Source organism: Flavobacterium sp. MR2016-29, assembly GCF_015350695.1.
Classification (GTDB): domain Bacteria; phylum Bacteroidota; class Bacteroidia; order Flavobacteriales; family Flavobacteriaceae; genus Flavobacterium.
This window is the reverse complement of record NZ_JADKPU010000008.1, coordinates 16163-38258: the sequence shown is the minus strand read 5'-3', so window position 1 is coordinate 38258 and position 22096 is coordinate 16163. Positions and strand designations below refer to the sequence as shown.

General features: G+C 36.2%; 14 protein-coding genes. 2 read left to right on the top strand and 12 right to left on the bottom strand.

Going from position 1 to position 22096, the window contains the following annotated elements:
* Nucleotides 1-427: 427 nt before the first annotated feature.
* Genes IR010_RS16305 through IR010_RS16295 form a run of 3 tightly spaced genes read right to left on the bottom strand, consistent with a single transcriptional unit; the run spans nt 428 to nt 4262 of the window.
* Nucleotides 428-2638: a xanthine dehydrogenase family protein molybdopterin-binding subunit gene (locus IR010_RS16305; RefSeq protein ID WP_194605381.1), complete on the bottom strand. Its 2211-nt coding sequence runs from the start codon at nt 2636-2638 to the stop codon at nt 428-430.
* A gap of 8 nt (nt 2639-2646) precedes the next feature.
* Complete coding sequence (locus IR010_RS16300) at nt 2647-3627, bottom strand: FAD binding domain-containing protein (protein WP_194605378.1); 981 nt, start codon at nt 3625-3627, stop codon at nt 2647-2649.
* Nucleotides 3624-4262 (bottom strand): 2Fe-2S iron-sulfur cluster-binding protein, encoded by a 639-nt coding sequence (locus tag IR010_RS16295; RefSeq protein WP_194569675.1) that lies wholly within the window; start codon nt 4260-4262, stop codon nt 3624-3626. The genes IR010_RS16300 and IR010_RS16295 overlap by 4 nt, the downstream gene beginning before the upstream one ends.
* Nucleotides 4263-4437: 175 nt before the next feature.
* On the opposite strand from IR010_RS16295, the gene IR010_RS16290 reads away from it, so the two are divergent.
* Nucleotides 4438-5571, top strand: a complete 1134-nt coding sequence (locus IR010_RS16290; protein WP_194605375.1) for a cysteine desulfurase family protein — start codon at nt 4438-4440, stop codon at nt 5569-5571.
* A 136-nt stretch (nt 5572-5707) separates the two neighbouring features.
* Here the strand turns inward: IR010_RS16290 and IR010_RS16285 are convergent, their stop codons facing one another.
* Together IR010_RS16285 and IR010_RS16280 are read right to left on the bottom strand one after the other, a co-directional pair.
* Nucleotides 5708-6310 carry an NTP transferase domain-containing protein gene (locus tag IR010_RS16285; RefSeq protein WP_194605372.1) on the bottom strand — a complete coding sequence of 201 codons (603 nt, stop codon included), beginning with the start codon at nt 6308-6310 and terminating at the stop codon, nt 5708-5710.
* Complete coding sequence (locus tag IR010_RS16280; protein WP_194605369.1) at nt 6300-7424, bottom strand: XdhC family protein; 1125 nt, start codon at nt 7422-7424, stop codon at nt 6300-6302. Before IR010_RS16280 ends, IR010_RS16285 begins: the two co-directional genes overlap by 11 nt.
* Nucleotides 7425-7634: 210 nt before the next feature.
* Here IR010_RS16280 and IR010_RS16275 point away from each other — a divergent pair, with 210 nt between their 5' ends.
* Nucleotides 7635-7967 carry a YegP family protein gene (locus IR010_RS16275; protein WP_194605366.1) on the top strand — a complete coding sequence of 111 codons (333 nt, stop codon included), beginning with the start codon at nt 7635-7637 and terminating at the stop codon, nt 7965-7967.
* Between the two features lie 82 nt (nt 7968-8049).
* Here the strand turns inward: IR010_RS16275 and IR010_RS16270 are convergent, their stop codons facing one another.
* The 7 genes from IR010_RS16270 to IR010_RS16240 form a co-directional block, all read right to left on the bottom strand.
* Nucleotides 8050-9987 (bottom strand): family 43 glycosylhydrolase, encoded by a 1938-nt coding sequence (locus tag IR010_RS16270; RefSeq protein ID WP_194605362.1) that lies wholly within the window; start codon nt 9985-9987, stop codon nt 8050-8052.
* Nucleotides 9987-11357: a glycoside hydrolase family 27 protein gene (locus IR010_RS16265; protein ID WP_194605360.1), complete on the bottom strand. Its 1371-nt coding sequence runs from the start codon at nt 11355-11357 to the stop codon at nt 9987-9989. The genes IR010_RS16270 and IR010_RS16265 overlap by 1 nt, the downstream gene beginning before the upstream one ends.
* A gap of 158 nt (nt 11358-11515) precedes the next feature.
* Nucleotides 11516-13936, bottom strand: coding sequence for a sugar-binding domain-containing protein (locus IR010_RS16260; RefSeq protein ID WP_194605357.1), 2421 nt, complete (start codon nt 13934-13936; stop codon nt 11516-11518).
* Nucleotides 13937-14014: 78 nt separating this feature from the next.
* Nucleotides 14015-15601: a glycoside hydrolase gene (locus IR010_RS16255; protein WP_194605354.1), complete on the bottom strand. Its 1587-nt coding sequence runs from the start codon at nt 15599-15601 to the stop codon at nt 14015-14017.
* Nucleotides 15602-15793: 192 nt separating this feature from the next.
* The gene (locus tag IR010_RS16250) at nt 15794-17425 is read right to left on the bottom strand and encodes a glycoside hydrolase (protein ID WP_194605351.1); all 1632 of its coding nucleotides are present in this window, start codon (nt 17423-17425) and stop codon (nt 15794-15796) included.
* A 1-nt stretch (nt 17426) separates the two neighbouring features.
* A complete protein-coding gene (locus tag IR010_RS16245) occupies nt 17427-19028 on the bottom strand; it encodes a RagB/SusD family nutrient uptake outer membrane protein (protein ID WP_194605348.1) in 1602 nt (533 codons plus the stop codon).
* 11 nt (nt 19029-19039) lie between these two features.
* Complete coding sequence (locus IR010_RS16240; protein ID WP_194605345.1) at nt 19040-22072, bottom strand: SusC/RagA family TonB-linked outer membrane protein; 3033 nt, start codon at nt 22070-22072, stop codon at nt 19040-19042.
* Nucleotides 22073-22096: the final 24 nt, after the last annotated feature.

The following is a 22096-nucleotide window of genomic DNA, read 5'->3' as shown; positions in this document are numbered from 1 at the left end:
TACCAAATATGGGAATTATATAACATTTTTACAAAATTATATAAAAATGATATTTAGTGTACGTTTATTTTTGAGAGGTATAGATAAATAATTATTAAGAAAATTGTTCCACATCTTTAAAAAAAAACTTAAATATTATTCAATCAGAAATCTATACTAAGCAGAACCAAAGCAAAAAATGGTGCATTTGTCATAAACGTAACATTAAGGTTTAAAATGAAGTAAAGACAGTAATTAAAAGAACTATCTTTTTATAATCGACTAAGTAATTACATAGCATTCTTTTAATTTGTGCCTCAATAAATTAAGACAGTGATTTACGAAATTGATTTATGACATTATGCATCATTTTTTCACATTCCCCCATTCAAACTAAAAATCCCTTTAAGAAATAATCTTAAAGGGATTTTTTATGTTTTAGAATTGTTTAAGCAGTTGCCACAGAAGGTTCTATAATTTTATCCAACGTAATTGGCAAATCTCGAACACGTTTTCCGGTTGCGTTAAAAACAGCATTTGCAATTGCAGGCGCCATTCCAACCAAAGCAGTTTCTCCCAAACCTTTAGTTCCCATTGGGTTGCTTATAGGATCTTTTTTATTGACGAAAAATACTTCTTGTTTTTCAATATCAGCATTTACCGGAACATGATAATCTGCGAAATTGTTGTTTATTGGACGGCCGAAACGGTGATCGATTTCGAGAGCTTCCATTAATCCCATTCCGATTCCTCCTACTGCACCGCCATACATTTGTCCTGCTGATGTTTTTTGATTGATAACGGTTCCAATATCAGCACAGGAAACGACGTGAGCTAATCTTATTTTTCCCAAATTCGGATTCACCAATACTTTTACGAAGTGAACTGAAAACGAATAAATCGAATATTTTTTTGCTTCTTCCGTTGCTTTTGATTGATTTTCAACTTCAATTCCTTCTAATTTATTTGCAGTAAGCAATGCCGCTAGAGAAACTGATTTGGAATTGTCTTTTTTAGAAGAAATCAAACCATTAGAAAAAGACAATTCTGTAATTGGAGTTCCTTTTAATGTTGGATTTTCAGTTGCTAATCCAAGTATTTTACTGACCAATAAATTGCAAGCATCATGAACCGCAGAACCTACAGACGAAGTTGTAGCAGATCCTCCTTGCGTAGGGCCTTTTGGCAAACCGCTTTTACCCATTTCTATAATAACATTTTCAGCTGGCAATCCTGTTATTTCAGCACCTATTGCGGTCATCATAGTCGCGGTTCCGGGTCCCATATCATTTACGCTGCATTGCAGCACTAAATTGCCATCGGGTAAAAATTTTGCTTTTACAGAAGTTGCACTTCTATAACACCCAAAAGTTCCTGTTCCCATTCCGTAACCAACAAGCCACTCGCCTTCACGCACTGAACCTGGTTTATTTTTACGGTTTTTCCAGCCAATACGTTCCATACCGCCTTCGTAACATTCTAAAAGGTATTTACTGCTCCATGGTTTATTTTGTTCCAAATCTTTTTCCGCATAATTTTTCTTGCGAAATTCAATTGGATCCATATCTAGTTTATGTGCCAATTCATCCATTGCCGATTCTAAAGCAAATGATCCTGTTGCCTCGCCGGGACCACGCATCCAAATTGGTGTGCAGGTGTCCAGAGGTACAATTCGATAGCGCGTTGAAACATTGGCGCAATCATAAATAAATCGGGACATATTTACGGTTCCTTCCATAAAATCTTCATAGCTCGAAGTCATTGCGACAGCTTCGTGCGTTAAACCAGTCAGTTTTCCATCTTTTGTAGCGCCTAAACCCATTTTCTGAATTGTGTAAGGGCGAAACCCAACATTAGTAAACATTTGCTCGCGATGCAAAACTAATTTTACCGGACGATTTAATTTCTTTGCTCCAATCAAAGCTGCAATTTCGTAAGGCCAAGTATGCAGCCCCATACCAAAAGCACCGCCAAGATATTCAGAATTTACGGTGACATCTTCTACAGGAACTCCAAACACTCCAGCTACACTTTTTCTGGTTCCTTCAACTCCTTGACTTTTGGTATAAAGAGAGGGTTTATTTCCTTCCCATTTTGCAATAATATTGGCCAATTCCATCGGGTTATGAACTTCTGTCGGAATCGTATATTCTGCTTCAAATACAACTTCTGCATTTTTATATCCGTCGTGAGTTCCTCGATGATAATCATCGCCTTTATCAGTTTCAATTTTTTTCTCTTTTTCTTTTGCTTTTTGAAGATCTGTTATATGTTCTTCCTTCAGGTATTCTGCTTTAATTAAACTCGCTGCGTATTGCATACGCTCAAAAGTGTCTGCAACAACCATTGCAATTGGCTGATCGTAGTAAAGGATAGTATCATCTTTAAAAATTTGAAGCGGCTGGCCAAAATTATGCTTGTCTTTTGCCTTTTCGTATCCGGATGGCTTATCAACATTTAGATGTGTAATTACAGCTAAAACTCCTGGAGCCCATTCGGCTTTTTTTGTATCTATTGATTTGATTCGTCCTTTTGCAATTGTACTTCCAACTAAACAGGCGTAAACCACGCCCTGCATCTTATATTCGGCAGAATATGTTGCAGAACCTGTTACTTTAGCAAATCCATCAACTCTATTAATATTACTTGTCTTGCTCATAATTCGAATTATTTAGATGATGCTATTGTTAGTGCTTCGGTAATGGCGTTAGGTCCGAGTGTCAATTTAAAATTATTATCTCCATAACCTCTTGCTCCTTTCATCGCCAGATTGGCTGCCTGTTTGAAAACAGTTTCAGAAACCGTTTTTCCCTTCAAAAATTCTTCAGATTCATTTAATCGCCAAGGTTTGTGTGCTACCCCGCCCATTGCCAGACGTGCATTTGTAATTATATTATTGCTGATTTCTAAAGCCACAGCAACAGAAACTAAAGCAAATGCATAACTGCTTCGGTCGCGAACTTTTAGATAATGTACATTTTTAATGAAATTATTATTTGGAATTTCAATTGAAGTAATCAATTCCTTATTCTGAAGTGTGTTGTCTTTTTCTGGCGTATTTGCAGGAAGGCGATGAAAATCTGTAAATTTTATTTCTCTCTTGCCTTTTGGGCCTTCTACTAAAACTGTTGCATCAAGTGCTGCTAAAGCTACACACATATCACTTGGGTGAACTGCAATACAGCTATCTGATGCACCAAAGATAGCATGCATGCGATTTGATCCGCCAATTGCACCACAGCCGCTTTTAGGAACGCGTTTGTTGCAGGGCATATCGGTATTGTAAAAATAAGGACATCTTGTGCGTTGCAGCATATTACCGCCCACAGTTGCCATATGTCTGATTTGCTGTGATGCTCCTGCTGCTAAAGCTAAAGCAAGCAATGGATGTTTTTGTATTATTTCTTTATCTTCAGCAACTTGACTGTTTTTTGCCAAAGCGCCTATTGAGGTCTTGCCTGTTAAGAATTCTATTTTCTTTAAATCTAAAGCAGTTATATCTACCAATTTATCTGGAGCTACAACATTTTTTTTCATTAAATCGACCAAATTCGTTCCGCCGGCGATAAACATGGCTGAACTTTCTTTGCTGATACTGGTTACCGCAGAACCAGCTGATAGTGCTTTAATTAATTGAAAGTTTTTCATGACAGCATCCCTCCTTCCTTAACTTCTGTAATGGCATCGACAATATTATGGTAAGCACCGCAGCGGCAAATATTACCGCTCATATATTCTCGAATTTCTTCTCTGCTGTTTGCGTGACCCTCTTTGATGCAGGCTATCCCAGACATAATTTGGCCTGGAGTACAATAACCGCATTGAAAACCATCATTTTTAATGAAAGCTTCCTGCATTGGGTGGAGTTTTTTTCCTTTTGAAAGTCCTTCAATAGTGGTTACTTGAGCGTTTTGCTGCATTGAAGCCAATGACAAGCAAGATAAAATCCGCGTTCCGTTTACGTGAACTGTACAGGCACCGCATTGTCCGTGGTCACAGCCTTTTTTAGTACCTGTTAACTGCAGATTTTCTCTTAATAAATCGAGCAAGGTAGTTCTTGGCTCAACATTTAAGTTGTGTTTTTTGCCATTTACTTCAATAGAAAGTGGCACAGTCTCTAAATATTCAGCTATTTTTTCATCCCATTTATTCTCTGAAGCCATTACCAATGAAGGTGGTGTCAAGGCGAGAGCGGTAAAAAGTCCTGATTTTTTTATAAAGTCACGACGGGAGTTCGAATCATCCTCGGTTACTTTATTCGTAATTGATTTTTTAGCAGCCATTCATTCTATTTTTTAATTAGCAAAATCACTTTTGTCATCCTAACAAATTTAACAATCTTCGCTGACAAATAGTTATAAAATTCACATAAACACACTATTTAGAATAATTTCAATTGATAAAAACCATCGCTCAATAAAATTCAAAATTGTATTTTTACGATATTAAGCCAAATTTATGTCTCCACAAAAACTCATTTACTTAGACAACAATGCAACAACTCGTCTTGATGACAGGGTTTTAGAGGCAATGCTTCCTTATTTTACCAGCGATTATGCAAATGCAGGAAGTGCGCATATTGCTGGATTATCTGTAAAAGAAGCAGTAGAAAACGCTGCATGGCAAACCGCCAATTTGATTGGAGCAGATGAAGAAGAAATTGTTTTTACTTCTGGAGCAACTGAAGCTATCAATCTTGGTATAAAAGGTCTGTCTAATCAAGATCGAAAACATATTGTTACTGCCTCGACAGAACATAAGGCTGTGTTGAATACTTGCCAATACATGGAAACAATTGGTTTTGATGTAACGTATTTGCCTGTCAACTCAAATGGAATTTTAGATATTAATGTATTAGATGAGGCAATAACAGATAAGACACTGTTAGTCATTATAATGATAGTTAACAATGAAACTGGTGTCATGCATAATATGGCAGAAATATCTAAACTTGTTCACGCTAAAAATGCCATTTTAATGTGTGACGCAACTCAGGCTGTAGGAAAGATTCCTTTAGATGTTAAAACACTCGAAATTGATCTTTTGCCTCTTTCTGCACATAAATTTTATGGGCCAAAAGGAGTTGGTGCTTTGTATATTTCGGCGAAAGCCAAAATAAAAATTACCGCACAATTGCATGGAGGCGAACAACAGCGAAAGCTGCGAAGCGGCACTTTAAATTCTACTGGAATTATTGGTTTAGGTAAAGCATGTGAAATAGCTGAAAATGAAATACTAATAAATAAAAAAACAATATTTAAATTAAGAAATCAACTTGAAAATGGATTACTTCAATTTGAAGGTTCATTTGTTAATGGAGATACTGAAAACAGAATTTATAATACAACCAATATCTGTTTTCCGGGAGTAAATTCTGAACAGCTAATTCTTGCTTTGCAAAATATTGCAGTGTCTAATGGTTCATCTTGTTCCGCTGTAACTTCCAAACCTTCGCATGTTTTAAAAGCGATGGGTTTATCCGATGAAAATGCTTTGAGTTCAATACGATTTAGCTTAAGTCAATATACAACAGTTGAAGAGATTCAAGAAACGATTGAACGTGTTTTAAGTTTGCTTCGCCAATTGTCATAGTTTTTTTTGCCACGAAGACACTAAGACACAAAGTTTTTTTAAGCTTTTAGAAATAATATAGCGAATACGTAAAATCGCAAAGCTTTTATTACATAGTAATTTATGCCTTTGTACCTAGGAACCTTTGAAGCTTCATTCAAGAAATAAGCTCATTATAATCTTCTTCCGTATCTATGTCGATATCGCCTTTTTCGAAGGGAACTGCAACTGTATCATTCAAAAATGTATTGATGACTTTTTTTGCTCCTTCCTGACCTTTTAATTCTAAAAGTGCATTAAAATATTTTTTATCAAATAAAACAGGTGTTCCTAAAGTTTCAGCATAAGCAGAAGCTGCGATTCCTTTTCTAGTTTTTACAGCTTCATTTATTAAATTTTCAAAAACGGCTGCTGTTACATAAGGTTGATCGCAAACTGCAAAAATACAGCTTTGAGAATCTGTATATAAAACCAATAATTCTGAAAGACCTTTTACGATTGAAGATGACATTCCAGATTGCCAATCAGGATTGAACGTTGTTTTTATTTTAGGAAATTCAAGTAGTTCTTTTTCTATTAATTCGTTATTGGCACCTGTAACTACAATAATGTTCGAATTTTGGACTAGAGAAGCTTCTTTAATTGTATTTTTTAATAATGTAGAATTTTTATATTCTAATAATTGTTTGGGTCTGCCAAGCCTAGAAGAATTTCCTGCCGCCAAAATGACGATTCCAATATTATTTTCTTTACTTGACATACGGCGCGTTCTCGTGTATTTTTCCTAATTTATATTTCAATGGCGATCCTTCCTTTCCGCTTATAACCGCTTTTATTTCAGCAATGATTGACAAGGCAATTTCTTCAGAAGTTTCGGCTCCAATATCGAGTCCAATTGGTCCATAAATGCATTTTAATTGTTCTTCTTTTATAATTATGCCTTCATTATAAAGATCACCGAACATTCGATTCAGTTTTGTTTTTGGACCTAGAATACCAATATACGGGCAATCGCTTTCTAAAAGTAATTTTAAAAGCGCTAAATCATATTTGTAATTGTGCGTCATGAGAACAAAATAAGTCTGAGCATCAATTTTTGTGTTTTGTATTAATTGTTCCGGCTTTGCAACAAACACTCGTTTTGCTTCTGGAAAACGTTTTGGAGTTGCATGCGTTGCGCGTCCGTCGCCTATGTTAACTTCCCAGCCTAATAAAAAAGCCATTTTAGAAAGAGGCTGTACATCATTTCCAGCTCCGGCAATTACAAGAGAAATAGCCGGATTTATATATTCTATTAATGCTTCGGTTTGCGTTTCTTCTTGAATATTTTTTACAATTGTGATTTTATTCTCTAACACTTGCTTCACATCCGAAAGCAATTCTTGAGCAATTTTATGGTTTTGCAAAAGTGTTGTATCTTCCTTATAAATTAAGACCGTTCCAATTTGAGGCGCCTGTTTTTTTAATGAAAATAATGTCACAACCACTGCTTCTTTGCGGTCAATTTCTAATTGCTGTAAAAGTTGCATTGGATTATTAGAAACCGCATCATCAATATATTCAAAAAGAATATGAACAATACCGTTGCATCCAAGCTGTAATCCTAATTCAATATCATCCTCATTATTAGTGTTGTAAATAATGAGTTTATTTTGCTTTTGATGAATTGCAAGCAAGGCTTTGCGGAGCGCATCGCCTTCCAGACAGCCACCGCTGATAGCGCCTGTCAGAGACCCGTCTTCGGTAACAAGCATACGAGCGCCAGGCTGTCGGTAAGAAGAACCTTCAACTTTGACAACTGTTGCAAGCGCAGTCTTTTTTCCTCCCGTTTTAGCCTCTGAATATGCTTTTAAAATTTCGCGGATTTCCTTCATATTTCCTAATTGCTATCACTAACAAAAATAAGTGTTTTAAGGCTTTTACATTTATATTTTATTAAAATTTTATTCTATAATATATTTTGAAACAAATTTTTTAACATTCTAATAATCAATTATTTTTTAGCCAATACAATTTATATAACTAAGTTTCGTATTTTTATCAATAGCAAAATTTTGGAATACTTAACTTAAATAAAAAACTATATGGGAAAATTTGTTATCACCAAAAGAGCCAATGGGGAATTTCAATTTAATTTAAAAGCTGGAAATGGACAAACCATTCTAACAAGCGAAGGTTATGCGAGCAAAGCATCAGCCGTAAATGGAATCGAATCTGTAAAAACAAATTCACAAGACGATTCTCGTTACAGCAAAGAAGAATCAAAGAGCGGTAAACCTTATTTTACTTTAAAAGCTGGGAACGGCCAAATAATTGGTACAAGTGAAATGTATGAAAGTAATTCTGCAAGAGATAACGGAATTGCATCTGTAAAATCAAATGCAGCAGACGCTGCTGTAGACGATCAAACGGTTTAAAATTCATTTAAATAATATATAAAAAAGGCTGTTTCTTTAATTAGAAACAGCCTTTTTTGATTAAAATTAATTCTAATAAAAATTACTTTATAGCATTTACTCCTGCGTGTGTTGGCTTTACTTGTTTGATGCTTCCATCAGCATTAAATTCTAATTTATCGATACAGACTTCACGATGAAATCCTCCGGCATCTCCCATTTTTATTCCGGTTGGATATGAAAAACGATGATACGTAATATACCATTCGTCTTTATTTGGAATTTGTAAAACCGAATTATGTCCCGTTGCATAAATTCCCTGATCTTGAATTCCTTGAATTACAATATTATTTTCAGGAATTTCAATTGGTCCCAAAGGTGAATTTGAAGTTCCGTATCTCACTTTATAATTTGGGCTTCTTGTGTCATCTTCACTCCATAAAAAATAATATTTTCCTTTTCTGTAAATTACATAAGTGCCTTCGCGAAATGTATTGTCAACTTTAATGATTTTGGTACTTCCTTCTTTAAGTGAGATCATATCTGCATTCAATTCGGCTACAGCCATATAGCCATTTCCCCAATACAAATAACTCTTTCCGGTTTTAGGGTCTGTAAAAACATCTGGATCAATTTCCTGTCCGCCTTTTATGTCTTGTGGCCTCGTGCTTACCAATGCTTTTCCACTGTCTGTAAAAGGTCCTGTTGGATTGTCAGAAGAGGCAACACCAATTTTTTGGGCAGCTGTGAAATAATAAAAATATTTGTACTTGCCGTTTATTTTTTTCTCTACAATACAAGGCGCCCATGCATTTCTGTTGGCCCAGCTTACATCTTTTCTAAGATCTAAAATAATCCCTTCATCCTTCCAATCAACTAAATTATCTGATGAAAAGGTTTTAAAATAATTTCCAGACCAGCCGTCAAAACCATCGCTTGTTGGGTAGATATAGTATTTCCTTGTTTTGTTTGAGTATAAAATTTCAGGATCAGCATAATATCCTTCTAAAACCGGATTATTATTTAGTTTTGGAAATTTCTCTGGCATTCCCCATTTTGCCGTTATACTCTTTAATTCAGAACGCGTTATTGGCAAAATAGTTCCGTGACGCGGATTAAAATCCATTGAAATTTCATTGTCTATTACGGTGAAATTTTCTAAATCCTTACTTTTTGTAAACTGATATCTTCCTTTGGTATAAACATCATACATCAAAATATAGTCATCTGAATTGTTTAGTTTGAAAACACTCGAACCTTCAACTCCATCTTGTGTCTGTTGCAGATAATTATCATTTTCTATCCAATTACCAGAAGTTAGATCGTTTGTCGTGGCTACTTTTATTCCTGCTTTTCCACTTTCAGTTTTATAGAAAAGATGATATATTCCGTCTTTTTCAATAATATCACCATCTATGCAAGACTTTTCTGATTTTGGCACAAATAATAATTTTGGAGCACTTTCCAGTCCTGTAAAATCTTTATTTGCATAAGCATAATAAATCTTATCTGGTCCGCCAGCATGCTGTAAACTAAAGTAAATCAAATACTTTCCCGCTTTAGCATCATAAATTGTCTGTGGTGCCCAAACACGTTTCAAATTTTCATTCCCCGGAAAAGTAGTTTGAATATTTACCACACTGCTTTTCCAATTTACAAGATCCATACTTTTAAGCAAAATCATAGCCCGGTTGCTGTCCCAGCCTTTTGAAGATGTCATATCAGTCAAAACCATATAAAATGTTTTGCCGTCGTCTCCGCGCAAAATATGAGGATCACGAACGCCGCCTGTAGAGCTTATTGCTTTGCTGTCGATAACAGGTTTATTGTTGTTAAGATGATAATAATGATAACCATCAGCGCTTACAGCATATCGTACAGCTTCTTCTTCGACAGAATTTCCAGTAAAATACACAAATAAATAAGCGGTTAAATCTTTTTCGGAAATTACAGTCGGAATACCTTTTTGGTTATTATTTTGAGCCTGCAAAAAATTAAAAATCGTGAAAAATAGTACTAAAGTAAAATGTATTTTTTTCATTACTTTTTACTTTTTAATTGGTATAGAATAGAACTGTGCGGTTTTAACACCGCCGAAATTGTTGCAGAAGCGACTTTCGATTTCTCACCCGTCCACATATTTAAAATTTCAACAGAATCTGAAATTCCAAGATCAGAAAAATTTACGGCTATAGTTTCTGAAGCTGTATCTGAAATATTAAAAAGTGCCAAATAGACACTTCCATCTTTTACATTTTTTGAAGTCACAGCAATTTTTCCGTCTTTCTGAAAAAGCTGTTTTACATCTGTGCTTTCATTATGCATTTTTACTACATCTTTGTTCGTTAATAACGATAATGTAAAAGCATCATTGCTTGGTAAATCGCCACCAAAAAACAAAGGAGATTTAAAAATATTGAAAAAAGTAATCAGTGTATATTGTTCGTCTTTTGTTAAACGCGACATTCTGTCTTCTCCTCGTTCTCCTCTTAATGAAATACGGCCTAGCGGAATCATATCACAATCAGGCCAAGTTCCTGGTGCAATGTAAGGATACCATTTTTCGCTGACTTTCATTAGGTGTGTTATGTGTGGCCAGGTATCCCACACATCATCTACCATTCTCCACATGTTTGCATGTTCTTTTACATGCGGTGCGGCTGAAATTGGCGTTTCTCCCGGCGAAGTACTCAGTACAATTTTGCGTCCGCATTTGTCAATGGCATTCCTTATTAAGTTGATTTCGCCTTCGTGATAGGGTCTTGATATGTCATCTATTTTAATAAAATCTACGCCCCATTGTGCATAAAGTTCAAATAAAGAATCATAATATTCCTGAGCTCCTGGTTTGTCTGCTAAAATGGTGTAATTGTCTTTGAGCCATTCACACTGCAAAGCGGTAGTATAAATTTGGTCTGCTGTTATTCCGTTTGTTCCTTTAATTGGCATTTTGTCTTCTACCGCTTTTTTAGGAATTCCGCGCATAATATGAATACCAAATTTCAAACCTTTTTTATGAATATAATCAGCTAAAGGCTTAAATCCTTGTCCGTCTTTTGCAGATGGAAATCTGTTTAATGCCGGCTGATATCTGCCGTATTGATCGATTACATAACGCGGATCTGTTTGGTTGTAACCTCCTGCTTTATCGTTTTCTACAAACCATCTGATATCTACAACAATGTATTTCCAGCCAAATTTTTTCAGGTTTTTTACCATATAATCGGCGTTGGCTTTTACTTCATGTTCTTCGACGGTAGAACCATAACAATCCCAGCTGTTCCAACCCATTGGCGGTGTTTGTGCCCATTGTTTGAATTCGTCTTTGTTGAATGCTGTTTTTTGTGCGCCTGCAGAAACTGTAACAAAAGCGACACCTAAAGCCAGAACAATTCTATTTTTTATTTTCATCTTAATTGGGATAAATAGTAATAAATGTAAAATATACACTTCAAATATAATAAACTTTTCTCCTAATTATACAATTAACCTGTCTGCTGAATCAAAAAGCAAACAGGTCAATTGACAATTTAAAATAACTAACTAATAATTTTCTTTTTAGAAATTATTTATTTTACATTAACAGTAACTTCAACTGGCTTTAACCATTGACTGGTGAAAGTAACTTTGATTGGCTGTGCCTCTCCAGTTGCTTGAATATAAGCTGCTATATGTCCGTGAAATACACGCTGTACATTATCTGTATAATCTGTCATGTCACTGTTGTTTCCAGCTTCAAGTCCTAATAAAACTCCAGGACCGCTGATAGTACAGGTAACTTCATTATCGGAAAGCATTACTGGCAGGCCGTTTTGATCTTTAACCTGAACCATAATTTTAGCAACACCTTTTTCTTTATTAATGGTAATATTAGTATCTGCAATAGTTAACTCAACTGGCTGCTGTGTAGAGTTAATTGCATAGCTGCTTACTTCTTTATTGTCTTTATTTAGCCCGATTGCTTCTAGTTTTCCTGAAGCAAAAGGAATATCCCAATAGATAATTCCGGTTTTTTCGTCGTATGGTTTTGCTTCCCCAACAACTTTTCCGTTTAATTCTAGACGTGCTTTTGCTGCATTCGTATAGCACACTACGCGAATCATTTCACCTTGAGTGTAATTCCAAATTGCCCAAGCATCTTTAGAAATTTCTTTTTGATTTTTTAAAGGATAAGTTCCAACATATGCCATTGGTTTATCTGACCATAATGATTGACGGAAATATCCTCTAGGTTTTATAACACCAGCAAAATCAACTAATCCAGAGTAAAATCCTCTTGAAGGCCATCTTCCTGATTCTCCTAAATAATCAATTCCTGTCCATAAAAATTGCCCAAAAATATGTTTGTTGTTTTTTACCGCAAGCCAAGGTTCCATATCGTGGACATTTTCACTTCCGAAAATAACACGGTTTGGATATTTTTCATGATCCGACTGATATTTGCTTTCCGTATAATTATATCCTGTAATATCTAATGCCCCCGGATATTCTGTTTCATTCGACATGGCTACACCCGCTAAACCAGCAGTTGTTGGTCGGGACTTATCGTACTTTTTTACTGCGGCAACCAAACGTTTTGCAATTGCCCCTAGACGCATGGCATCGGGCGCATCTTTTTTGTAACCACCGTAAGCCGCTTGTCCAAAACCTTCTTTTCCTTTATCTAAAACAGGGTGTGAATACGGGTCATTTGGATAATCTACTTCGTTTCCAATACTCCATCCAAAAACTGAAAGATGGTTTCTGTCGCGACGAACAAAATCTTCTAAGTCTTTTTCTGCATATTCTGCAAAAATATCAAACGAGCCTTGAAATCCTGGTGTTCCGTAATTCCATCCTTCCAGCCATTTTCGCTTAGGAAATTCCCATTCGTCATAGGCTTCATTTAAAACCAATAATCCTAGCTCGTCACAAATCTCATAAAAATCTGGTGCTTGTGGATTATGACTGGTACGAATTGCATTTACGCCAATTTCTTTAAGTGTTTTTAGTCTTGTCAGCCAAACTTCGCGAGGCACTGCAGAACCTAAAACTCCTGCGTCGTGATGCAGGCAAACACCTTTCATTTTCATCCATTGTCCGTTCAAGGCAAAACCGTTGTTTGGATCGAAAGTAAAAGTTCTGAAACCAGTTTTTGTAACGGTCTGGTCGATCTGTTTTCCGTTTTTTAAAACCGTTGTTTTTAGCTGATATAAATTTGGGTTTTCTAAATCCCATAACTGAGGATTTTTCACATTTATTTTAGCCGATATTTTACCGCTTTGATTCGCTGGAACCTCAACTTTAGAAGAAGCTTTTGCGATTGATTTTCCGTCTATAGAAATCAATTCATTAATAACAGTAAGACTTGTCTTTGCCGTAGATCCGTTTTCTACATCAACCTCAACATTTAAAGTCCCAGTTCCTTTATTTACTTCTGGATAAGCGTAGACGCCCCACTGCGCAATATGAACCGGATTTGCATAAACCAACCAAACATTTCTGTAAATTCCAGAACCTGTATACCATCTTGAATCAGCACTTTGACTGTGATCTACACGAACTGAAATTGTATTTTCTCCTCCATATTTTACAAACGGAGTTACATCGTAAGCAAAAGAAATATAGCCGTTTGGTCGTTTTCCTAAAGAATGTCCGTTGATGAAAACTTCACTTCTGTTGTAAACTCCTTCAAAATATAAATATACTTTTTCGCCCGCTTTGTTTTGAGGTACATTGATTAATTTTCTGTACCATGCAATACCGCCTGGCAAGAAACCAGTACAACTTGCTAAAGTGGGACTCAGCTGTCCTTTTACGCTCCAGTCATGCGGCACATTTACAGACTGCCATTTGCTGTCGTCAAAAGTTTCGTTTTTTGCATCTGAAACATCTTGAAGATTAAATTTCCAGTTGTCATTAATTTTTTTAGAATCTCCAAACGATATCTGGCTAAAAGCAGACAAACACGAGAAGAGAAAAACAGGTAACAAGATTTTTTTTGTAAACACTATAGCTATTTTTATTTGTTATTTTTTTGTTTCAAGTTTCAGGTTTCAGGTTTTTGAAACTTGAAACTTGAAACTTTCTCAATATTCTAATTCACCAACAAACGTCACTACTGACCTTGCAGGGATTTCTAAATTATCTATTTTTTGAATTTCGGTTCGTTTTAAATTTGACTTTTCAGAAGTTACATATGGCGTAAAATCGTTGTTTTTTATTATTCCTTTTGAAAGATCAAACTTGTATTTTTGAGCTGCTTTTCCGCAGTTTACAGCAACTACAATCAGTTTTTTGTTTGCTTTATCTTTGTAAGCCGTTAACATTACATCGTTTGCTGCATCTGATTCATTTTGGTTTGGAACATCAACACGCTCCATTCCAGGGCGTACAAATAAAGAGTAATTTCCTAAAGCCCAAAGCAGTTTAGAATCGTGAAATTCTCCGTCATTTCTAACATAATCTGGAGCCGTTCCGCCGTTGCTTTTGCCATCATCTAGGTAAATCAAACCATCTTTATAATCAACTCGCGTTAGCGATGTCCACCATTGCCATGAAGCTGCATTGGCAAGCGCAATATCATTGTGTATCAAGCGCGCTACGAATAAGGCCGTCTGCATTCCTAAATCTCTTCCACCGCCTGAACCGCCTGGAATTTCATTTTCTCCCGGATTTTCTAAAATACAATATTCGGACTGCCAGTACTTTAATCCCGAATTCTGTTTCACATTTGCAGCGATTAATTTTCGGCTTAAAACCTGTTTTTCAATTGGCCACGTTGTAAAATAGCTGTGACCTAAAATAACACTTTTTACATTTGAAAATTTCGAAATATTCGTTTTTGTTTTTCCAAAGAAATAATCAATCTGGTTATCGCGATTTTCTGAATTTACATTTTCATATAAAAAATTGATTTGTCCCGCTTCAGCAATTACAATTTCTGTGCTCATTTTTTGAGCTTTTAGTTTTTCCGAAAGCGATTTGGTCAAATCATAAATTTCCTGATTCGTTGCTGGCGTTCCTTCCTGGCTGTTTGTGTCGCCGTGTTTTGGCATCCACTCCCACTGCGGTTCGTTGATCGGACTTACATAGTCGAATTTTATTCCTTCTTTTTTCTCCAGCCCTTGAATACTTTGAACTAAAAAATCGGCAAATTTTGGAATCGCACCATCTTTTAGATTCAGTTTATTCTTTTGAGTTGCAAAAGACAATCCGTTGTTTGTCATATAAACTGGCGGACTATTGGTAAAAATCAAGAATTTATCTACTCCACGTTTTTTTGCGGCCTGCAAAAACCATCTTTGTCCTTCTTGTTTTGAGAAATTGTACGATCCGTCAGCGTTCAAAAAAGATTCGCTTCTTCTCCATTCGTCAGAAACCTTGCTGTTTTCTCCTTGTTCTGTACTTCCTGCACCTAGATTAAATCTCCAGATCGAAAGCCCAATTCCTTTTGGATTTCCCTCTGCATCTATTTCTTTGCTAAAGAGTAAATCAGCAATAGCATTCTTTTTCTGCTCTGGCCAATTTTTTCCAACAAACTGACATCGCCACGCATCAGAACCACCAAATCCGTCCATGGTCTGTAAAACATTATCTGTACTGATAGTAACCGTTCGCTGTCCAAATGACAGCGAACTTATTACTAGTAAAAGCGAGATATATACTTTTTTCATTTAATTTTTTTATTTTCAATTATCCACAATCTTGTCATTTCGACGAAGGAGAAATCACACTAGAAATCACAGTAGAGTAAGCAATCTTTGTCGAGTCTCTTGTGTGATCCCTCGTTCCTCGGGATGACAAATATTCTGGTAAAACCTTTTTCACTATGTCCCGATAGCTATCTGGACTGTTACTTTGAATTTTTACTTATAATTCCCAACGTACGTAACCACTGACCTAGCTGGAATTTCAAAATTAGATGCATCGACCGCTGTACCTTTTTTCAAACTTAAAGTTTCAGAAGTCGTGTATGGCGTAAATTTATTATCTGCCAAAGCGCCTCCAATAAGATTCAATTTATAGGCTTTCGCCGATTTGCTGATGTTTACGGCTACAACAACCAATTTTTTCGTTGCTGGATCTTTGTAAGCGGTTACCATTACATCATTCACGGAAGTGGCATTATCTACGCTTGGAATTTGAACTCGAACCATTCCCGGTTTTACAAAAAATGAAAAGTTTCCTAAAGCCCAAAGTGTTTTCGCATCTCGAATGTATCCATCATTTTTGCAATAATCTGCATTTCCGGCACCGTTGCTTGCGCCATCGTCGACATGAATCAATCCGTCTTTGTAGTCGCCACGGCTGATTGCTGTCCACCATTGCCAAGAAGTTACCCCTCCAATTGCAATATCTGTACTGATAATACGTGCTGTCCAAAGTGCCGTCTGAATTCCTAAATCTCTTCCTGAACCTGCTCCGCCTGGCAATTCTGATGTTCCAGGACTTTCTAAAACACAATATTCTGAAGACCAAAGACTCACAGCACCAACAGATTGAATTCTTGATGCCGCCTGCTGTCTTGATGAAATCATTTCAGTCAAAGGCCAAGCTTGCCAGTAACTATGCCCAGAAATAGTTTTCTTTACATTGCTTAATCCTGAGATTTTCTTAGCAGAGTTTGCACCAAAGAAATAATCAATTTGGTTGGATCTGCTTTCTTTGCCAGAAACTGTTTTATATAGCGATTCGTATGCGCCAGCTTCTCCTACAACAATTTGAGCACTAAGCCCTTTTGCCTGCAGTTTTGGAGACAAAATATTTACAAAACTGTAAATATTAGCATTCGTGGCCGGAGAACCTTCTTGCGCGCTTCCGTCCCACTCATATTGCGGTTCGTTAAACGGACTCACATAATCAATTGTCAAGCCATGTTCTGTTTTTAATTTATCTAGTGAAGTTGCCCAGAAATCTGCTAAATCTGGCATTTTGCCGTCTTTCAAATTATAAAATTCTTTGATTGTTGCGTGCGCTTTTCCATTTTGAGTCAAATACACAGGCGCGCTGTTTGCAAAAGCCAATAACTTTTCTACACCACGTTCTCTCGCTGCTTTCATAAACCAAATCTGACCAGCTTGTTTTGTCATATCATAGCTGATTCCGTTTGTAGTAAAACATTCTGTACGTCGCCATTCATCTGTAATATCGCTTGCTTCTCCTTGTTCTGCACTTCCTGCTCCAAGGTTAAATCTCCATAATGATAATCCGATTCCTTTTGGATTTCCGTCAGCGTCAAATTCTTTACTGAACAGCAGATCGGCAATTTTATTCTTTTTATCAGAAGGCCAATTTCTTCCAATAAAATTACCTTGCCAAGCATCAGAAGCTCCAAAACTTTCCATTGTCTGAAGATTCAAATCTAGATTTACATTTAATTCTGCTATCGTATTTTGTGAACTTGAATTTTCAGATTTTTCAGAATCACAGCTAACGAAACTTGCTAAAAGTAAGCCTGCACACAGCAGACCTACTTTATTTAGGTTATTAAATCTCATCTTAGTAACCCGGATTTTGAGTAATTAATCCACCGCTTAAATCTATTTCTAACTGCGGAATTGGCCACAATAAGTTTTTAGCGGGACTAAAATTGATTCCTTTATCCTGAGGCTCTCTCAAGTTTGTCGTTTCGTAAGGATCTGTAGAGTTCAAATTGTATTGAACGAAAGTTCCGTTTGGTCCCATCAAAGATTCGATAACTGGTCTTCCTGTAGTTGGGTCTTTTTCACGACGGATATCGTATAAGCGCAATCCTTCAAAAGCCAATTCTAAACGGCGTTCTTTATAAATTTGTTTTAAAAGCGTTGGTCCAGACAATCCGGTTTTTGGGTCTAATTTTACACGTGCTCTAATAATATTAATATCTGCCAAAGCATCTCCGCCTGTATGATAATTTGCTTCTGCTCTTGTCAAATACATTTCTGCCAAACGAATAAGTGGAATATTTAATGGCAAATGACCGTCTTTTTTATCTAATGCACGGCGCGTTGCAATGGGAATGTAATATTTACGGCAGATACGCCCTGATTTATTATCATTTAAGCTGAATTTATGCGTTGGATTTAAAACCTCATCTCCATACGCTGCTTCTCCCCATTTTGTAATCGTACTTCTGCGACGGATAACATCATTTTCAGAAAGATAGGCGTTTTCTAAATCGCTTGTTGGCAGACACCATCCCCAACCATCAAGAACATCACCTGCATCATTGCTCGGAAAATTTTTCTTGTCTTCGCCTCTTGCTCCTGCTAAAGTTGGCAAAGCAGCTCCTAAACTTTTATCTTGAACTGAAGACGACTGCGCTTCTAAAATTGACTCAACTCCGTTATGGTTGTTTACATTCCAAATATTCAAGAAATCTGACTCTAATTGAAAAGGTCCTTCTGTAATTACTTTGTTTGAATACAATTTTGCTTCTGCCCATTTTTCTTGAAATAAAGATACACGAGCCAGTAAAGCATAAGCTGCCCATTTGTTTATTCTGCCGTTTCTAGCTGCTGGAATATTTTCTAATTTAGCTGCTGCTTCTTTAAGATCTGCTTCAACTTGAGCATACACTTCTGCTGCAGTATTTCTTTTTAAATTCAAATCTGCGGTTCCCAGCGATTTTGTATAAACTGGAACCCCTCCAAAAAGATTCACTAATTCGTAATAGCAATAAGCACGAACAAATAATGATTCTCCCATGTATTGATTTTTTTGAGATTCAGAAATTGGTGATAACGCCATTTTCTCCAACCCAATATTTGCTGATTGAATCGTATAAAAATGTGCTGTATAAATACTGTTCATATCACCCATATTATCAGGTGTTATGATGTATTGCGACGCTGGCCTGTGTGCACCGCTGTCCTGTCCTGTATTGCCCATCCAGGCGTCATCAGTCGACATTTCATTGGTTACTCTCGGCGCTACTAACGTCCACCAATCGTTAGGAATAAGCAGTCTGTGCGTTAATTCGTTTGCATAGTTTTCGCATTCCTGAGCGGTTTGAAAGTAGTTCTCTAAAGTTTGAGTTCCTCTTTCTTCTTTTTCAATAAAATCGCTGCATGAAACTGCAACCAAAGAAAAAGCTATTATTGATACTATTATTTTTTTCATGTTCGTTTTTATTAAAATGCTACATTAAGACCCATCAAGATTGTTGGCTGTACTGGATAATTCCATCCTCCAAAACCTGATCCTTTTACTCTGTCGCCTGCATTTGGATCTCCTCCTCCAACTTCTGGATCAACACCTGTATAGTTTGTCCATGTCCATAAATTTTGACCTGATAATGAGATCCTCAATTTATCTAATCCGAATTTATTGTAGAATGAATATCCTAATTGTAAATTTTTCATACGTACATAAGAACCGTCTTCAACATAAAGAGAAGAAAATTTTGTAAAGTTCTCATTGTTGTCATCTTTAGACAAACGCGGAATAGAATTAGAAGTTCCTTCTCCGTGCCATGCCATTTGGTCTAAGCCGCTTACTTTGTTTGTTAAGCTTGCTCCGTTGTATAAATCTGAAATATTTTGATTGACAATATCATTTCCAATGCTTGAGTAGAAATTCGCTACCAAATCAAATTGTTTGTAAGCAAAATTCAAATTCAATCCAATGTTATAATCTGCCCAAGGAGAACCAATTTTTGTTCTGTCTTTATCGTCTAGTTTTCCGTCTCCGTTTACATCTTTAAAACGAACATCGCCCACTTGCGCATAAGGCTGTAATTTTGTTCCGTGTTCGTCTGTATGAGAATTTAACTCTGTCTGATTTTGGAATAATCCGTCAGCAACATATCCGTAGAAATAGCCTGGCTCTTCTCCTTTTACAGTCAACGTTCTGTTTCCTGCTCCGTATAATTTTTCTCCATCAGCAGAAAGAGAAAGCATTTCTACATTTACAGTAGTAAAAGTTACATCTGCTCCATATGAGAAATCTCCTTTTTTATCTTTATAAGAAATTAATAAATCGATCCCGCTAGACTGCATAGAACCTACGTTTGTCCAGATTGTTGAATACCCTGGAAATCCGCTGTAGGTTGGAAATTGTTTTAAGAATAACATATCTTCTGTTTTCTTTTGATAATATTCCAACGATCCTGAAAGTTTGTTTTTCCATAATCCAAAATCAAGTCCAAAACTGATGTCCTCAACAGTTTCCCATTTAATATCTTTATTTGCCATAGACGATGGAAAAGAAGTATCGCCAATAACATCACCGATTGGATAAAATCCCTGCCCGATATTTGACTGATAAACAGCAGTTGGCAAACCTTGGTTACCCACTTTACCCCAGCCTGCTCTAAATCTTAAATCACTAAGAACATCTTTTGCAGATTCCATAAAACCTTCGTTTAAGATTCTCCAAGAAACAGAAGCCGACGGAAAATTTGCCCACTTATTGTTTGTCATGAATTTTGAGGATCCGTCACGTCTAAAAGTACCCGTGAAATAATATTTTCCATCATAATTATATGAAAAACGAGAAATATAAGACATCAAAGAACTTGACCAGCTATTACCACCGCTGTTACGGTTTTTAGTTGCTGCATTTAACTCTCTCATAGAATCAGAGTTGTTTGGAACACCTTCTCCATAACCCCAAAGATCAGAACCATTATATTCTTCCATCGTGTTGCCCACCATTAAAGAAGCATTATGCTTTTCTGCAAATGTTTTAGAATAGGTAATTGTATTTTGCCAAGTCCAGTCTACATTCGTAGTATTCCATCTTTCAATTGTATTGATCTCTTGTTTTTCGTGCGCTGCATCGATTATAAAATCAGGAACAAATCTGCTTCTTACTTTATCACCTACTTCGATAGATCCTTGTGTGCGGATTACTAAACCTTTGATTGGCTCATATTGCAAATAACCATTTGTATTTAAGTTGTATTGATCTGTAAAATCGTCGTATCTTTTTACAGATGCAATCGGATTCCATACATAAGATGGAGAACGTGCAAAAATGCTGTATTCGTTTTCTAAGCCCGTTAATTGATCAGCTGGTTTGTAAATTGGCGTAATGGGATCAATTTTATCAAAATCTGCCCAGTTTCCTGGAGTACCGTATGTTTCGTAACGCGGGTTTAAAGTGATTCCTGCAGAGAATTTATCAGAGAATTTAAAATCATTGGCTATTCTCATTGTAATTCTTTCCCATCCGCACACTTCATAAATAGATTCAGCATTATAATAATTTAAGCTGATGGCATACGTATGTTTTTCAGAACCGCCGCTAACTCCTAAAGAAGCATTTGTTACAGGAGCACCGCCTTTAATTCCGGCATTCCACCAGTCTGTAGTTTTTCCTCTGTATTGAGATGGATTTGGCAAATAATCCGAATAACCTGAATTGTTGTATGCTTTATTCAAGATTGTTGCATATCCTTCAGCATCTGCCATATGATAGGGATTACTCATTAACTGCATACCAGAACTGGTGTCAAAATTGAATCTGGTTTTACCAACTTTACCTTTTTTAGTGGTAATTAAAATAACTCCATTAGAAGCACGAGAACCGTAAATTGCACTTGCAGAAGCATCTTTTAATACTTCCATAGATTCGATTTCATTGTTGCTTAAGAAATTAATGCTGGTTCCCATCGGAATACCATCAACAACATAAAGCGGATCTGTACTTAAATTTACTGTCGAAATACCACGTATTAAAACTCTTGGCTGTGCTCCCGGACCTCCTTGTCCAGTTACTTGAACTCCAGAAACTTTTCCTTGCAAAGATTCGGCTACGTTACCTACTGTCATGGTCTGAAGTTCTTTTCCTTTTACAGAAGAAATAGAACTCGTTACATCGCTCTTTTTTACAGAAGCATAACCTACAACTACAATTTCATCTAATGCCTGGCTTGATTCTTCTAGAATAACATCAAAAGTTGTTTTATCGCCAACTTGAATTATTTTATTAGTAAAACCAACAAAAGAAAATTCGATCTGAGCATTTTTGTTTGGCACATTAATTACAAAATTACCATCATAATCCGTTGCCGCTGTTACAGCAGTTCCCTTTACAACTAGATTTACACCCGGAATTGGCACGGCTCCTTTATCTTTAACAGTACCTGTTACTTTTATTTGTCCAAATGATACAGCAGTATACATAAGGGCTATAAAAAACCATATATATTTAAATTTCATCTTAAGATATTTTATTTATTAAAT

Coding starts and splice junctions, on each gene's coding strand:
- IR010_RS16305 (WP_194605381.1), bottom strand. CDS start 2,638: ATGAGCAAGACAAGTAATATTAATAGAGTTGATGGATTTGCTAAAGTA.
- IR010_RS16300 (WP_194605378.1), bottom strand. CDS start 3,627: ATGAAAAACTTTCAATTAATTAAAGCACTATCAGCTGGTTCTGCGGTA.
- IR010_RS16295 (WP_194569675.1), bottom strand. CDS start 4,262: ATGGCTGCTAAAAAATCAATTACGAATAAAGTAACCGAGGATGATTCG.
- IR010_RS16290 (WP_194605375.1), top strand. CDS start 4,438: ATGTCTCCACAAAAACTCATTTACTTAGACAACAATGCAACAACTCGT.
- IR010_RS16285 (WP_194605372.1), bottom strand. CDS start 6,310: ATGTCAAGTAAAGAAAATAATATTGGAATCGTCATTTTGGCGGCAGGA.
- IR010_RS16280 (WP_194605369.1), bottom strand. CDS start 7,424: ATGAAGGAAATCCGCGAAATTTTAAAAGCATATTCAGAGGCTAAAACG.
- IR010_RS16275 (WP_194605366.1), top strand. CDS start 7,635: ATGGGAAAATTTGTTATCACCAAAAGAGCCAATGGGGAATTTCAATTT.
- IR010_RS16270 (WP_194605362.1), bottom strand. CDS start 9,987: ATGAAAAAAATACATTTTACTTTAGTACTATTTTTCACGATTTTTAAT.
- IR010_RS16265 (WP_194605360.1), bottom strand. CDS start 11,357: ATGAAAATAAAAAATAGAATTGTTCTGGCTTTAGGTGTCGCTTTTGTT.
- IR010_RS16255 (WP_194605354.1), bottom strand. CDS start 15,601: ATGAAAAAAGTATATATCTCGCTTTTACTAGTAATAAGTTCGCTGTCA.
- IR010_RS16250 (WP_194605351.1), bottom strand. CDS start 17,425: ATGAGATTTAATAACCTAAATAAAGTAGGTCTGCTGTGTGCAGGCTTA.
- IR010_RS16245 (WP_194605348.1), bottom strand. CDS start 19,028: ATGAAAAAAATAATAGTATCAATAATAGCTTTTTCTTTGGTTGCAGTT.
- IR010_RS16240 (WP_194605345.1), bottom strand. CDS start 22,072: ATGAAATTTAAATATATATGGTTTTTTATAGCCCTTATGTATACTGCT.